Annotated in this window: 13 protein-coding genes; 10 read left to right on the forward strand and 3 right to left on the reverse strand. The window is 43.2% G+C overall.

The annotated features are described in order from the left end of the window. Positions 1 to 11: 11 nt before the first annotated feature. Positions 12 to 917 carry a DUF808 domain-containing protein gene (locus R7Q39_RS00400; protein ID WP_017821242.1) on the reverse strand — a complete coding sequence of 302 codons (906 nt, stop codon included), beginning with the start codon at positions 915 to 917 and terminating at the stop codon, positions 12 to 14. A 172-nt stretch (positions 918 to 1089) separates the two neighbouring features. On the opposite strand from R7Q39_RS00400, the gene R7Q39_RS00405 reads away from it, so the two are divergent. The 7 genes from R7Q39_RS00405 (at position 1090) to R7Q39_RS00435 (ending at position 11527) form a co-directional block, all read left to right on the forward strand. Continuing rightward, positions 1090 to 2010 (forward strand): M14 family metallocarboxypeptidase, encoded by a 921-nt coding sequence (locus R7Q39_RS00405; protein WP_205391395.1) that lies wholly within the window; start codon positions 1090 to 1092, stop codon positions 2008 to 2010. A gap of 761 nt (positions 2011 to 2771) precedes the next feature. After that, complete coding sequence (locus R7Q39_RS00410) at positions 2772 to 3716, forward strand: ABC transporter permease (protein ID WP_191116398.1); 945 nt, start codon at positions 2772 to 2774, stop codon at positions 3714 to 3716. Further along, positions 3713 to 4666, forward strand: coding sequence for an iron chelate uptake ABC transporter family permease subunit (locus R7Q39_RS00415; RefSeq protein WP_318075644.1), 954 nt, complete (start codon positions 3713 to 3715; stop codon positions 4664 to 4666). Before R7Q39_RS00410 ends, R7Q39_RS00415 begins: the two co-directional genes overlap by 4 nt. A 53-nt stretch (positions 4667 to 4719) precedes the next feature. Then, on the forward strand, positions 4720 to 5688 hold the full coding sequence (locus R7Q39_RS00420) for a siderophore ABC transporter substrate-binding protein (protein ID WP_054578650.1): 969 nt from the start codon (positions 4720 to 4722) through the stop codon (positions 5686 to 5688). 94 nt (positions 5689 to 5782) lie between these two features. After that, positions 5783 to 7963 (forward strand): TonB-dependent receptor, encoded by a 2181-nt coding sequence (locus tag R7Q39_RS00425; protein WP_318075645.1) that lies wholly within the window; start codon positions 5783 to 5785, stop codon positions 7961 to 7963. A 265-nt stretch (positions 7964 to 8228) separates the two neighbouring features. After that, complete coding sequence (locus R7Q39_RS00430; protein ID WP_318075646.1) at positions 8229 to 9839, forward strand: ABC transporter ATP-binding protein; 1611 nt, start codon at positions 8229 to 8231, stop codon at positions 9837 to 9839. Then, on the forward strand, positions 9836 to 11527 hold the full coding sequence (locus R7Q39_RS00435; RefSeq protein WP_318075647.1) for an ABC transporter ATP-binding protein: 1692 nt from the start codon (positions 9836 to 9838) through the stop codon (positions 11525 to 11527). Before R7Q39_RS00430 ends, R7Q39_RS00435 begins: the two co-directional genes overlap by 4 nt. Positions 11528 to 11730: 203 nt before the next feature. On the opposite strand, the gene R7Q39_RS00440 is transcribed toward R7Q39_RS00435, so the two are convergent. Next, the gene (locus R7Q39_RS00440; RefSeq protein WP_047101782.1) at positions 11731 to 12519 is read right to left on the reverse strand and encodes an AraC family transcriptional regulator; all 789 of its coding nucleotides are present in this window, start codon (positions 12517 to 12519) and stop codon (positions 11731 to 11733) included. A 98-nt stretch (positions 12520 to 12617) separates the two neighbouring features. Here R7Q39_RS00440 and R7Q39_RS00445 point away from each other — a divergent pair, with 98 nt between their 5' ends. From R7Q39_RS00445 to R7Q39_RS00455, 3 genes are all read left to right on the forward strand, one after another. After that, positions 12618 to 13523: a DMT family transporter gene (locus R7Q39_RS00445; RefSeq protein WP_318075648.1), complete on the forward strand. Its 906-nt coding sequence runs from the start codon at positions 12618 to 12620 to the stop codon at positions 13521 to 13523. A gap of 145 nt (positions 13524 to 13668) precedes the next feature. Beyond that, on the forward strand, positions 13669 to 14154 hold the full coding sequence (locus R7Q39_RS00450) for an acyl-CoA thioesterase (RefSeq protein ID WP_005375279.1): 486 nt from the start codon (positions 13669 to 13671) through the stop codon (positions 14152 to 14154). 171 nt (positions 14155 to 14325) lie between these two features. After that, positions 14326 to 14571 (forward strand): hypothetical protein, encoded by a 246-nt coding sequence (locus R7Q39_RS00455; protein ID WP_005375277.1) that lies wholly within the window; start codon positions 14326 to 14328, stop codon positions 14569 to 14571. Positions 14572 to 14938: 367 nt separating this feature from the next. Here R7Q39_RS00455 and malG read toward each other — a convergent pair whose 3' ends face one another. Then, entirely contained in the window at positions 14939 to 15829 is an 891-nt protein-coding gene (malG, locus tag R7Q39_RS00460) for a maltose ABC transporter permease MalG (RefSeq protein ID WP_005375275.1), read from the reverse strand.

Consider the following 15829-nt stretch of genomic DNA (forward strand, 5'->3'; position numbering starts at 1 on the left):
TTTAGATGTGATTATTGACCACGAAGCTTTTCAACCATCGTCCATACCGCAACCACAACCAACCCCGCCACAAAGCCGATAATACCGTTCAGTAAAATAGGCAAAATGGCTGTAGCAACCGAATGACCACTAAAGTTCATAATAATCGGCTCTACAAAGTGATGAATGGCTGGCACGTTGTGCACCACAATTCCTCCACCCACCAAAAACATCGCAGCAGTTCCTACAATGGTTAACAACTTCATCAACTTTGGTGCAAAAGCGACCAAGGCCCCTCCGACTTTCGCTACCCAACCTTTACCGTTTGAGCGACTTTCAAGGTAAAGGCCTAAATCATCTAGCTTCACAATCCCAGCGACTAGTCCATAAACTCCAACCGTCATAATCACTGCAATTAAACTGACAACTAAAATTTGCGTAACAAGACTGGCTCCTGTCACGGTACCTAACGCAATCACGATGATCTCTGCTGAAAGGATAAAGTCTGTTCGAATCGCACCAGAAACTTTACGCTTTTCATACTCTTCTATCGACTCGCCAGTATTAACTAGCTCCTCTTTTTCTTCGTGCGGATGCGAGTGAGGAAACACTTTTTCAAGTACTTTCTCTGCCCCTTCAAAGCAGAGAAATAAGCCGCCAATTAGCAATAATGGCATAATAAGCCATGGAATAATCGCGCTAATAAGTAAAGCTGAAGGAACTAAAATCAATTTATTTTTGAATGAGCCTTTTGCAACCGCCCAAACCACTGGAATCTCTCGCTCAGATGCAACACCAGACACTTGTTGAGCGTTTAACGCTAGATCATCTCCCAATACACCTGCGGTTTTCTTTGCCGCCATTTTTGACATTAAGGCGACATCATCAAGCACCGTGGCAATATCGTCCAACAGTGTGAGTAAACTTGCTCCAGCCATTTTTTGTCTCTTATATGAAATTGAGTAAGTAACAAAATGTAACACCAATGAATCACTCATCAAAGTGATGATTTTGCAAAGAATACCACCCCAAATGGTGTTTTATATTGCCGTAAAGATAAGACAGGTCTAGTCTTGTGATACCTTTCAGCAGTCAAAAGAAAAAGTATAGATGAAAAGTGGATACATTTACCCGATCGGTACTCCTGGCCAACCTTGGAACGAAGAAGAACGTAAAGCTTGGTTAGCAACGCAAGAAGTAAAACGTAGCTACCAAGATGAAGTCGTCAGTAAAATCGATGCCCTACGCGAGCGTTTTGATGTTGAACAATATGGTGCGCTCTCATACAACGAGGCACGCTTCCCTCTGTTTTGTATCAAAACACGCAATTGGGATTCAACTAAACCTGCTGTGTTGGTCACAGGCGGCGTGCACGGTTACGAAACCAGCGGTGTACATGGCGCATTAAAGTTTGTAGAAACAGAAGCAGAGCGCTATGCAGAGCATTTCAATATTGTCGTTGCACCCTGCGTAAGCCCTTGGGGTTACGAGGTGATCAACCGCTGGAATCCAAACGCGATTGATCCAAACCGCTCTTTCTATAAGGATAGCCCTGCCGAAGAGTCCGCTAACCTCATAAAGCTAGTTGCAACTTTAGGCGATGTGTTAATGCACATTGATCTACATGAAACGACAGATTCTGACGAAACTGAGTTCCGTCCAGCCTTAGCTGCTCGTGATGGTATTGAGTACATTGAAGGTATGATCCCAGATGGCTTTTACACGGTGGGAGATAGTGAAAACCCTCAGCCTGACTTCCAAAAAGCGGTCATTGAGTCAGTTGCAAAAGTGACTCACATTGCACCAGCAGATGAAAACGGCGAAATCATTGGTTCACCCGTCGTACAGTTTGGCGTTATCAACTACCCAATGGTAAAACTGGGCCTGTGTGGCGGCGTAACAAATTGCGTTTACGGTACGACAACGGAAGTGTACCCAGACAGCCCAACGGTGACCGACGAAGAATGCAACGATGCACAGGTTGCAGCCGTAGTTGGTGGTTTGAATTACGTACTAAGTAAGCTCGAATAACACAGGTTAACAATAAAGCAACTGACGATGTCTTTGAATTGTGAATCAGCTTTACTTTGCTCCAAAAGCAAGTTGAGACATTAATCCGCTAGTTTATTAGAAATTACCGCATTAACATCGCTAACACTGAAGATGCGAAGCATCACGACTTTATGACGCTATTTTAATGCGGTATCTAATAAATCCTAAAATACAAACGACATCTAGACATCATCGTCACTACTAACTCCTCTTCCTGAACAAACTATCGTCATACCATTTAAATCAAACCTCAACCAACGAGCTTCTGAAGCGAAAAACATCCTTAAACAATAAGAAAGCTTAATGCTCTTTGGCTTTATTTTTTAACCACTTACCCAAAAGCACATGCATTAGCCATTGCCTTGTTTTTTATACGCGATTGATCTTTTTAGAGAAACATATATGAACCTCATTGCTTAACCGAAAAAACAAAGATATAATGAAAATAATTATCATTTGCATTTTAATTTTAAATCGAGAACCTCTTTCTCTTTGCATTGAAAGCGGCACTTTTCTTTTGCTAGTTAATCCAGTTTTAAAGCCAAATCAGCACGTTGAATTTTTAGGTATGGCCTAGTGATACTTTGAGGGCTGGATTGTGACCTTAATGTTTATAAAAAATAACTTGGTTATGTTTTGTTGGAATTTAGAACCTATATGCGAATAGATATTCATTATTCGTATTCCATCCCCAAGTCATAAGTTAAGAGAAACTCATTTTATTTTGGGGCAGATTCTGTATGAGTATTCACGTAGTAAGCCTGTTTTTTATACTGTGCTTAACTTCAATTTTCGTCGGCGCAAACCAACTAGATTGGTCGTTATTGCTGACCATGGATGACAAAGCTTGGCTACCGATTACTGCTAGCAGATTACCAAGGCTAATCGCACTAATTCTTACCGGATCTGGTCTCGCAATATGTGGTGTTATTCTTCAACATATTGTTAGAAATCGTTTTGTTGAGCCGGGCACCACAGGCGGTATCGATGCGGCAAAGCTCGGTATTTTGGTATCTATCGTCATGCTTCCATCCTCAGACAAGCTTGAACGTATGCTCTTCGCCGTACTATTTTGCTTCGCCGCTGGCCTTATCTACATTGCCATCGTACGAAAAATTAAATTCAGTAACTCTGCGTTAATACCTGTGATTGGGCTTATGTTTGGTAGTGTAATAAGTGCTATAGCGGAGTTTTATGCGTATCAAAACAACATCTTACAGAGTATGTCCGGTTGGTTAATGGGAGATTTCTCCAAAGTGGTCCAAGAACACTATGAAATAATTTTCTTGATTTTACCCATCACCCTACTGACTTACTTATATGCACATAAGTTTACTGTGATGGGAATGGGCGAAGATGTTGCGTCCAACTTAGGAATTAATATTGCGTTCACTGCCGCCTTGGGTCTAATGCTAGTTTCCGTGACAGTTGCTATAACAGTGGTGACCGTAGGTGCCATTCATTTTATCGGTTTAGTCATACCTAACCTAGTCGCACTAAAATATGGCGATCACCTTAAAAACACCCTACCAATCGTTGCACTAGGCGGCGCTTCGTTACTTATTTTTTGCGATGTCATAGGCAGAGTTGTTGCCTTTCCTTTTGAAGTCCCAATTGGATTAACAGCCAGTGCTATCGGGGGAGTCATGTTTCTTGTGTTTCTTTTGAAAGGAGCACGAGTATGAGATCACATTACTCAAACATGCGAGTGAGCATTATACTCGTTTGCATACTGTCTATCGCCTTTATCTTTACAAGCTCTGGGTGGGATTTTGATTACGTCATCCCTAAGAGGCTGATTAAACTTGGTGCCATAGTTATTGGGGGCAGCTGCGTGGCCATCTCTACTGTTATTTTCCAAGCTTTAGCTGGTAATCGTATTCTTACGCCATCCATTATGGGATATGAGTCGGTTTATCTGGTTTGGCAAACCCTACTCTTATTACTAGGGGGCACTTCTGGCATTGCTACATTAGGTGTTGTCGGTAATTTCGCTGTCTCTGCAATACTCATTCTGTTGTATTCCTTAGCGATTCAATCTTGGGTACTCAATAGATTTAAACATGACATGCACCAAGTTCTGCTGATTGGCTTTGTTTTGACAATGGTGCTGACAACTCTTGCTCAATTTATCCAGCTCAGAATAAGCCCTGGAGAATTCTCTATCCTTCAAGGGCTCAGCTATACCTCGTTTGCGCGAGCGAAACCTTCTACGTTACTTTTTTCCAGTATTGCGTTAAGCGTTTTGGCACTCTTTGCTAACAGATGGTCACGCGAGCTAGATGTGATAGGTCTAGGTCGAGACCAAGCGATGTCATTAGGACTAAATGATAAGCAATATGTACCAAAGTTCTTTGCTGTAATCGCCATTTTAGTAGCAATTTCGACGAGCTTGATTGGCCCAACGGCTTTTATGGGAATTTTTATTGCCAATATTGCTTATTCCGTTACTAGCGCACCGAACTACAGACACATATTGCTCGTTGCTTGTGCTATTGCAATTGTCATGTTCTTGTCTGGTCAACTTCTGGTAGAGCACTTATTTAACTTTAAAACCACCGTCTCTATTTTGGTGAATGTCCTTTGTGGGGGATATTTCCTAGCCATCACGATAAGAACAAGAAGCCAAATATGAAAACTGTTACTCGCCTGTTTAAAGACAACTCACTGACAAAAAGGAAATACCCCATGTTTAAGAGCCCCCTACGTTTGAGTATCGCGCTTGCTTGCTGCGCTCTAGGAGCCTTATCAGGTTGCGAGCCGGAAATAACTAAAATTGAAGATACTCAGCCATTAGAAAAGCTCATCGTGATTGAACACAATCTCGGAGCAACTACTATTTCTCATCGCCCTCAACGAGTGGCAGCATTAGATATGAACGAAGTGGACTTTTTAGATCAGCTAAATGTTCCAATCTCAGGAATGGTGAAAGACTTTGTTCCTCACTTTCTAGCGAAATACAAAGACACACCTGAGATAGCGGATCTTGGTGCGATAGTTCAGCCTAATATGGAAAAGATCTATGCCCTAAAACCAGATCTCGTATTGATGACTCCGCTACATGCTAATCAGTATGAAGAACTCTCTCAACTCGCTCCGACTTTACATTTTGACATCAACTACCGTAATAGTCGTGACCATCACGTCGATACCATTAAGAAACACCTTGTAGAGCTTGGTGAGATCTTTGAAAAGCAGGAGCTAGCCCAACAGAAAGTTGCCGAAATCGATGCAAAAGTCGCAGAAGTGCGCGCTGTTACGAAAGAGCGTTCTGAAAAAGCTTTGGTTGTCATGCATAACAATGGTGCTTTCAGCTCATTTGGCGTTGAGTCTCGTTATGGCTTCGTTTTCGATGTTCTGGGGGTAAAACCAGCGAGTGAAAGAGTGGAGACAGGTTTGCATGGTCAGCCAATTTCTAGCGAGTTCATTAGCCAAGCTGATCCAGACATTCTTTACATCATTGATCGAACAGCAGTAATGGAAGGAAAGCCTGTCATTGATGCGGAACACTTAGCAAACCCACTACTCCGTCAAACCAAAGCATGGAAAAACGACAACGTCGTTTTTGTTGATGCCGATGCTTGGTACATCACTTCAGCAAGCATCACATCTCTGAAAATCATAATTGAAGACATCCTAAAAGGTTACCAAAGCTAAATCTAATAACAATGAGTTGGATCTTAAGTAATTCAACACTCAATCGACGTCAGAACGGATGTGAGCTAGCCCAAACAAAGAAAAGGAATCTATAATGACTCATGACTATCATCAGATAGCGATGGACTCTTCACAGAAAAACAAACCAAGCCCATGTCATATCGCCCTCTTTATTTCACTTCAATTTAGTACTTTTGTCGTACCAATTAGTATCGCTCAAGCTGAAGAAGTCGTAGATGAATCAATGACAGTTTATGGTGAAGCAAACAGAGTTTATGCCGCTGGCAAAGTTTCTCACGCGAGTAATATAGGAATGCTTGGCGATAAAAACCTCATGGAAACGCCTTTCAATACGATTGGATACACAGAAAAACACATTCAAGACCAACAAGCACGCGATATCTCAGATGTAATCTCAGCTTCTGATCCCTCTGTTTTCACCAGCGGTGAAACCGGCTTAAACAAAGAAAGTTTCAAAATAAGAGGTTTCAACTCAGACATTAGCGACGTTATGCTTAATGGATTGTATGGTATCGCTCCTTATTACCGAACCTCTCCTGAAATGTATCAACGTATTGATGTACTTAAAGGTCCTGCTTCTTTGCTCAACGGTATGCCACCGAATGGATCTGTTGGTGGCACCATCAACTTAGTGACAAAAAGAGCACAAGAAACACCAATCACATCTTTCACCGGCAGCTACTTATCGGACACTCAATTCGGAGGACATATCGATATTGGACGTCGCTTTGGTACAAATGAAGAATTTGGTATTCGTTTCAACGGTGCATTTAAAGATGGAGACACCGCGATAAACAACCAAAGCAACAAAACTCAACTTGCATCATTAAGCCTTGATTGGCGTAATGACATTGCTTTCCTTGAAGCAGATTTTTACTACAGTACAGAGCGAGTTGAAGGTGCAAACCGTGGGTTAAGCATCGCTTCTGGTCTCAAAATCCCATCACCTCCTCCATCTGACACATTATTGACGCCAAGTTGGGCCTACAATGATAGCGAAGATAAAGGGATGATGATTCGCGGGGAGCTAAGCGTTAGTGACTCTGTAACTGTATACAGCGCATTGGGTGGTAGCCGTACAGATTTTCATTCAAATGTACCGCAACGAATCAAAATCATCGATAACGAGGGTAACCTAGAGGTATCTCTCGGATCAGTTAAGCTTGAGAACAAACGGACTTCAGGTGAGATAGGTGTTCGTAGCAACTTTGACACTGGCCCAGTAGAACACCACCTTGTACTGAATAGTACTTACTTTAGAGAAGATAAAAATGATTCTCCAACAGGTAATAATAATCCAGCCCCTTGGAACTCGAATATTTATGATCCTGTTTGGGGACCAGAAAATTCAGTTTACGACAACTACTATGGTTTACCTATCGATTCAACTCAGGTCAGCTATGGCATTGCCGATACGTTATCTTTTGTTGATGGGAAATACCAAATCACGCTCGGCTTGCGTTACCAGAGCATTGATTATGAATCTGGAATAATAATGAACGGAATGTCGCTTCCTACCACCAAGTTTAAGGAAAGTACTTACACTCCCGCACTTGCAGCATTATACAAAGTTTCGAGCTCAGTTTCGCTTTATGGTAACTACACCGAAGGCTTAACGAATGGGAAAACAGCAGGCTCTAGCGCTGCAAACGCAGGAGAGGCTTTTGAACCCCAAAAAACCAAACAGACTGAAGCAGGCGTGAAGCTTGACCTGGACGGCTTTGCTCATACGTTCAGTTTATTTGAGATTAAAAAGCCAAATGGGTACCAAGATCCGGATACCAACATTTTTTCTTTCGGTGGTGAACAGCGCAATCGCGGTATTGAATGGGGGTTCTACGGCACACTATCAAAGGACTATACACTCATCGGTGGTATCGCCTATACAGATGCAGAGATTACAAAAGCAACAGATGTGACAGAGGAGGGGAAACAAGCAACTAAGCTACCCGATTTACAAGCTAAATTCGCATTAGAATGGAACCTCCCTGCGATGCGTGATCTCACGCTTATCGGCCAAGCGAACTATATGTCTGAACAATACATTGATGCACAAAACACTCAGGCATTACCTGCACAGACTATTCTTGATCTTGGCGCACGCTACAACTCAAAAATTGCTGAAACAAGCGTGGTTTGGCGCCTTAGCGTAAACAATGTACTGGATGAAGATTACTGGACAACCACCCACTATGCGGACCTAGCTCTTGGCGCACCACGTACAGTGATGCTGTCAGCTACTGCGGATTTCTAATCCCTCCACCTCCCCTTTAGCCTGCCTTCTAAGGGGGGACTTACTCCCATTTGGCTGTTCATGAAAATTCACAACAAATCAAAGGAAGTACTCATCTTCAACATTCAAGCAGACAAAGAGCTCGCAACACCTACGGCCAAAGTTAATTCAAAACATAATCCATCAACGTCCACTTCCATAGGCTTTATATGAAAAACGATAAGAGCTCAATATGCTCTACCACGTTCTCCTTATTTTCGCTTGATAGGCTAGATAAGGTGACAATATGATAAGTAAAATCAGCCAACATTACGTTACGCCTAGCTTAATGCCAGCCTTAAAGCCATCGATTAAGAAGCTTGCTTTGGGAACGTTTTGTGAAGCACTTGCCGCTGTGGCAAAAGTTGGTGCACTGCTATGCTTGATAAAACTTATCGATAAATTTGCAAACCAATGGATTTACGGTGCCATAGGACTTTGGGCGGCTAGCGCACTTGCCTCATCAGTGGGCTCGTGGTTAGTTCATGATGCCGAGTCGCAGTTTTCCACTCGATTACGTCGCCAAGTTGCTCAGCACTTGACGCGCTTGCCAAGCAAGACCATCTCTCAATATGGTGATAATCAACTGCGTCGCATAGTTTCCGAAGACATCAGCACGCTTCACCACATGGTTGCGCATTTGCCTTCAGAACTCGTGACATTCATTGTCGTACCCGCAACTTCTATTTTTATCATGTTGAATCTCACAGGTCCGGTAGCGATGCTTACTCTGCTCCCTGGTCTAATTGCATCATTGTACTACCTACTCTTTTTACCTAGGTTCGCCGCTAAACATGGCAAAGAGCGCATGACAATAATGGGTGATATCGTTACCGCAGTAAACGACTACACAAGAGGTATCCGAGTAAATCGAATTTACGGCACGCAAGCAGGAGCACTCGACAGCTATAATGATGCCACAAGACGCTTTACTCACGGCATAGTGAAATGGGTTGGTAGCGTTGCCCTTCCAGCAGCAATTGCTACCGCATTACTTCAAGCGGTTTCGACTTTCGCAATGGCCTATACCATTGGCTATGAATTAAGTCCCATGGCAATGGCGTCGCTATTCTTTTTTGGTTTGGCCGTCGTATCACCCGCACTGAAGCTTGGCCATGGATTGGACTACGTTAACGCAGGAAAGAATGCTGCAAAGAACATCAGCGACTTTTTACAGCAACCACAAATAGAAAGTGGCAGTTTGAGCGCGGGAGAAAAACCGCTATCACTACAAGCATCAAATATCGTAGTGGCTAATGGAACTGTTAATATTATTGATAACTTCTCCCACTACTTCCCACGGGGTTCATTTACAGCCATCATGGGGCCTAGCGGAGCAGGCAAAAGTACGTTACTACGTCTATTAGCAGGTCAAGAAACACCTCTTTCAGGCTTCGTTACCTTAGGAGGCAATCAACTGTCTAAACTCTCTGAGATATCCCGATACTCCGCCATACGCTATGTACCCCAAGATATCGGTGTACTCAAAACTACCATTAGGCAGAATTTGAAACTATCAACGCCAAGTTCAAGTGACGACGAGCTGAACCAAGCTTTGCAACAAGCTCAATTAAAGATTGACCTCAATTCTGATGCAAGCGTGCTTTCAGGAGGCGAGCAACAACGTGTCGCAATAGCTAACACATTTCTAACTCAAGCCAACGTTCTATTACTGGATGAACCAACCAGTGCTCTCGATAAAAATACGGCCTTCACTGTGATCAGAAATCTCGCGAAGTTTGCGAAAACACAAGACAAGATATTGATCATAATTACTCACGACTCAGAACTCGCGAAACTTGCAGACACTACATTGATGCTCAACAGAAAGGCTCAACGACAGGATGAAGAAGTATGACGGCTCACAATACCCTCTATTCCAATTCGACAATTCCACAAAGTGCAAAGCACCGTCTATATCGAGTCGCTATAGGTTGGGGACTAGTTGCATTATTTGAGGCAACGGCTTACACATTTCTTGCAATATCTATTGTCGAACAAGCTTCACCATTGAACGTCATAATAGCTGCTGTTCTAACTGTGATAGTTACCGTTATTGTAACTCGTTCTGGATTTCTCTCTGGTGCGAAACTGGCTGGGGATCTTTATTCATCAGTAGGTCATTCGCTCAGTAAAGCAAAGTTAGCTTGGTTTAATGATCAGCATAGAACTCAGCTCACCCAACTAGCAGAACGAGGAATACCTGGCTTTATGGCCATTCCTGCTCATCAGCTACAAACATTTTTACACGCTCCAATGTTACCCATATTTTTAATTATCGGTATTGGGGTCGTTGGAGGAGGTGAAATTGCACTACTCAGTGCCGTATTGTTACTAGTTGCACTGCTCGTTCAGTACAAGGCGCAAAGATACCTAAGTCGCTCAGATAGCGACCGACATGACGCAGAGCTTCAAGCGACTAAATCAACACTTGAGCTCATAGATAACCTTGAGTTACTTCGCTCAACAGCGGGGCCTGAGCGCTCAATCGAGCGTATTGAACAGAGTTGGCACGCACAAGAAGAAGCTCATTCAACTATTAATCGTAACGCTTCTATCGCAACCTTAGTATCAGGATTGGCAACGATTTTACCCCTTGCAGGTATCGCCATCTATCTCGTCTTAGAGCCGATTACTCAACCCTTATTAGTCTTGGCTTTATTGATATTGATTACCCGTGCAGCTGCACCTTTGGGTGAACTCGCGTTGGCAGGCTTTGCGATTAACGACGTAAAATCCTCAATTAAAAATTACGCTCAGTTAACGAATGTCCCTGTTCTGCCTGAGCCTAATCCTCAATTTGCAACCTCCCCCAAAAACCATAAGTTCGAACTGAACCTTGTGGGCCATTTAGATCTCTTTGAAGATGCTAGCACGGAGATCAAACAAGGTGATACCGTCGTCATCAATGGAGTCAGTGGCAGTGGCAAAAGCACTTTACTGGGCCTGTTTCTAAGGTTTGATGATCCTGACCAAGGTCTTATTTCGCTCGGAGGGATAGATCTAAAGAGTATCCCTTATGACGTGCTCACCCAGCATATAGCCTATGTTGCTCAAGAACCGGTCATTTTTACTGGCACATTGGCGGATAACATTCGGTTAGGTAATCCCAATGCAAGTGATTATGAAGTTGAGAGCTTTGCAAGACACGCACAATTGGACAAACTTATTGACTCATCTCCTAAAGGAATACATCAAACAGTAGGACAAAGAGGCTCAGGGTTGTCAGGAGGTGAAAGACAGAGAGTCGCAATTGCGCGAGCTCTCATTAAAAAGGCGCCAATCCTCATTTTCGACGAAGCGCCGGCAGCATTAGACGAAGCAACCGAAAAAAGTATTGCTCAACATATTCAAACATTGAACTCGACCGTGATTATTGTGACGCATCGCGATCAGAATATATGGTCACCCACATTGGAACTCACGATTGAGGGTAGAAGAGTTATAGTTGCACAGTACAACTCTACTTCCTTGAAAAGTAGGGACAAATTGGCGGCTGAAGAAACTAATAACAATCAATACTTAAATCTAAGCGGTGTCAATTGAGTTTTTTGTCACTTTAGCACATTGTATCATCTAAAGAATCTTACAGGCATGTTGTAAAGCAATAATAATAAAGCGAATTCTCAAGGTTATAATTCTGACTCAATCTGACACAAGATAGACGTAAGTCTTTCCAATACCATCAGCTTTTCGAGTCGGTCATCATACAGCGCATTGTCAATTTTTTTAAAATAGACTCTACACTTTTATAACAATCGATTCTTGTATTGCTCCGGTGTCATGCCGGAGTATTTCTTGAACATCGCGATAAAAGGGCTGGCTTGGTTATAACCTAACGTCAGAGCGACTTCTTTTACGGTCTGCCCTTTACGCAGCAACTCCATAGAATGCAAATAACGTACACGTAAGCGCCACTCAGTAAAGCTCATTCCTAATTCACTCTGGCAATGTCTCGCTAACGTGCGTTCTGTGGTATGCACTTTTGCCGCCCACTCCGCCAAACTGATCTCATCCGTCGGCGATTCTTCTACTGCTTTTAAAATCGGTTCAAGATACTTATTGTCGGTAGTCGGTAAAAAGTGATGTTCGACTTCTTGCTTTGCAAGCTGGTCCAATAACACTTGTACCAAGCGCTTGTCTTCATCAGTTTGCGCCACGTTAATGTCTCGCTGACGAAAGTCCTCAATAATAGATGACACGATTGGAGTCACTTTGATCAAGCTCGTTTTAGTTGGAAAATGCGCCGTCAATTCAGGGGCAATGTTCAAAGAACAATATTCGATTGGCTTACGGTTGTAGCTAGTGTGACGAACTCCGGCGGGAACCCAAATAGCAAGATGTGGAGGTGCTAGAAATCTTGTGTCTTCTGCATCCATCTCCAGAATCCCACCGCTGATCAGTTGCACTTGCCCCCAAGGGTGGCTATGAATTCGTGTTTCTGTATTAGAGAGAAACGCTTCGAAATTCATAAATACATCTGATGGCGCACGATCGATTGATAAGGAGGGGTGAAGATTTCTGGCGCTCTTTTTCAAAATTGTCTTCCTATCGCTTACGATGTCTTTTAAGAGATACTTTTTATTATAAAGACCTGCCAGACTAGCGCCATCAATAATTGTGCTATAGGGTTCTCATGATTTATTTACTTCCGTTTTTCACCGTTATGATTTGGGGTGGTAACTCAATTGTGAACAAGATGGCTGCGAGCGCCATTGAACCAAGTGCGATGAGTTTCTACCGTTGGTTTGTCGCAATGGTACTCCTAACGCCATTTTGCCTGCCTGCAATCATCAAACAACGACACATTATTCGACCTTACTTAGCTAAGTTGGCGTTTCTTGCGTTACTTGGTATGGTTCTCAACCAGTCACTTGGATACTATGCCGGTTTAACAACAACGGCCTCTAATATGGCCCTGATCACCTCTTTAGTTCCTTTGATCAGTGTGTTTTTAAGTGTCCCATTGCTCGGTAAATCTATATCAATGTTAAGTATCGTCGGTGGTGTCATTTCGCTCGGCGGCTTGTCATTTATGCTTGGTCACGGTGATATCACTTACTTTTTACATCAAGACTTAACGCAAGGTGACAGCTTAATGCTCGTTGCTGCCATGGTATACGCGGCTTATTGTGTTCTGCTAAAACGCTGGAAAATGCCATTCAGTAGTTTGACTCTGGTTTACATGCAGGGCTTCTTTTCTGTTTTGATGCTCACACCACTTTGGCTCTCTAGTGAGCAACTGTTACCAAGCCAAGACGCGCTACCATTAATCGCTTATGCTGGTATTGCTGCTTCCATTTTCGCGCCGCTGATGTGGGTCAAAGCGATTGATTCAATTGGTGCTGATTCAAGTGCTATGTTCATGAACCTAATGCCTGTGGTTTCCGTCATACTTGCTTCAACACTAATTGGTGAGAAAATTTACGCTTACCACATTATTGGTGGGTTGTTAGTCATCTCTGGCGTTATCTTGTCGCAAATAAAAGTAAGACAGAGAAAACCATTATCCAATTCTGAGATTGCCTCTACCGCCAATTAACATCTACACCCCAAGCCACAGAACTACGCTGTGGCTTGTCACTTCCAGCGTTCGAATAAAAGTTAATATTTTGTTTCATTCGCTATTCCCGAAAATTCATCTTGCTGCTAAATTGGGAAAACAATAACCCATCAAGGAAAGACAGATGAGCAGTGGTCAAAGAGACATTACCCTTCGCTTTTTAGCAGAACCCAGCGATGTAAATTTTGGCGGAAAAGTGCACGGCGGCGCCGTAATGAAATGGATCGACTTGGCAGCGTACGCCTGCTCTGCAGCGTGGAGTGGTAAATATTGCATTACCGCATATGCTGGCGGCATTCGGTTTGTTGCGCCGATTCATGTCGGCAACTTAGTCGAAGTTAGCGCGAAAGTCATTTATACCGGACGAAGCTCAATGCACATTGCGATTGACGTGCAAGCTAGTGATCCAAAGCAAATGAAAAACAGACTCACCACTCACTGTATCGTTATCATGGTTGCTGTAGATGAAAACGGAAAACCAACCGATGTACCGAAATGGATTCCAGAGTCAGATGAAGACAAAGCCTTAGAGCAATCCGCTATCCGTCTTATGAACATGCGTAAAGAGATTGGGGAAGAAATGGAAGCACACGTTAAATATCTCAAGTAACTGGCATCCGTTAAGAACGCTATTAAGTACCTCAACGTTACCCAGACCCAGAGTGTGGAGCAACATCATGGTTTTGCCATTTGTTTCACGCTCGCCCTTCTCTGTCATAAATCCTTCACCTAGCTTTGCTTAAATCCATCCATTATTTTAGAGTTGGATAGAGTTTGGATCTTGAGACTAAAAGAAACGACCTTAAGTGAAGAGACGTTGACCAATTTAAAAGCGGTCGAGTACCAGTGGGTGAGAACCATGTACGTCGAGGGGTATAACGAAACAGAAATTAATCATTACATTCAAACTTGCTTTGGCGGTGACGTTACCTTTGCTAATCTATTTCGTCGCGTCGCACTGCAGCAAGAAAGTTTGTACACGCTGCTTCAATACGTTGGATGCGCACCTTCCAGCCGAGAGTTTTAATCTCTTCCTTCCCTACCTCAATTTAGCTTTTTACTAAGCTCTAGTTATTTATGTGAAGTGCTACGCAGGGCATTATTCAAGCCCTGTGTAATCCATTGCAAAGCCGCTAATCTCTATCTACTTATTGCAAAATTGCCTTTAACAGGCATAAAAAAACCTGAGTCTAAACTCAGGTTATGGTTACAAAAACTGTTAGTAATTGAATCGTAAGGAACTAAGCTAACAGCCAGCTATGCGTAACGCCAATAAAAGCCAAGATATTACTGATCGGCGGCCAAACCAAAATTGTAATATCCGTGCTAAGTATAAGGGCGACCATGTGGTCGCCCTTTTCTAGTTATTCTTATCAATCTCAGACCACAAGAGATTATCCTTTTACACCGCCAGCGGTTAGACCACCAACCAACCAGCGCTGCGCAAGTAAGAATACGGCAGTGATTGGCACTGCTGAAAGTACAGCAGCTGCGGCAAAGTCACCCCACAAGTAGTTTTGTGGATATAGGTATTGCTGCATACCCACTGCAAGTGTGTACGAGTCTACATCAGAAAGCAGTAGTGACGCTACAGGAACTTCACCAATTACCATGATGAACGACAATATGAAGACTACCGCTAGGATTGGCACAGACAGTGGCAGCAATACCAAACGGAATGCTTGCCATGGTGTAGCGCCATCAAGAGCCGCTGCTTCTTCTAGAGACGAGTCAATACTTTCGAAGTAGCCTTTAATGGTCCAAACGTGCAGTGCGATACCGCCTAAGTAAGCGAAGATCAGACCGCCATGCGTGTTCAGACCAAGGAAAGGAATGTACTGACCCAGTTTGTCGAACAACGCGTACAGAGCAACCAGTGCCAACACCGCAGGGAACATCTGGAAGATCATCATCGCTTTAAGAATGGTGTTCTTACCTTTGAACTTCATACGAGCAAACGCGTAAGCCGATGTGGTTGATAGCGCCACGATTAGGATTGCAGAAATACCACCCACTTTTACCGAGTTCCACAACCATGTCATTACTGGGAATGGTGGCGGTGTAACTGTACCGTCTGGATTAGTCACCGAGAAACCTAATGCCAATTTCCAGTGATCAAGTGTTGGGTTGTCTGGGATCAGGCTACCCGTTGCAAAGTTACCTTCACGGAATGAAATCGCGATGATCATCAGTAAAGGGAAAATAATCAGTGCCAAGAATGCCCACATTGCAATATGAGTAGCCCAAACACGATACTTTAATGACTTACCTTGTACCATTGCCAT

The organism is Vibrio sp. 947 (assembly GCF_033339115.1).
In the GTDB taxonomy this organism is placed as follows: Bacteria; Pseudomonadota; Gammaproteobacteria; order Enterobacterales; family Vibrionaceae; genus Vibrio; species Vibrio alginolyticus.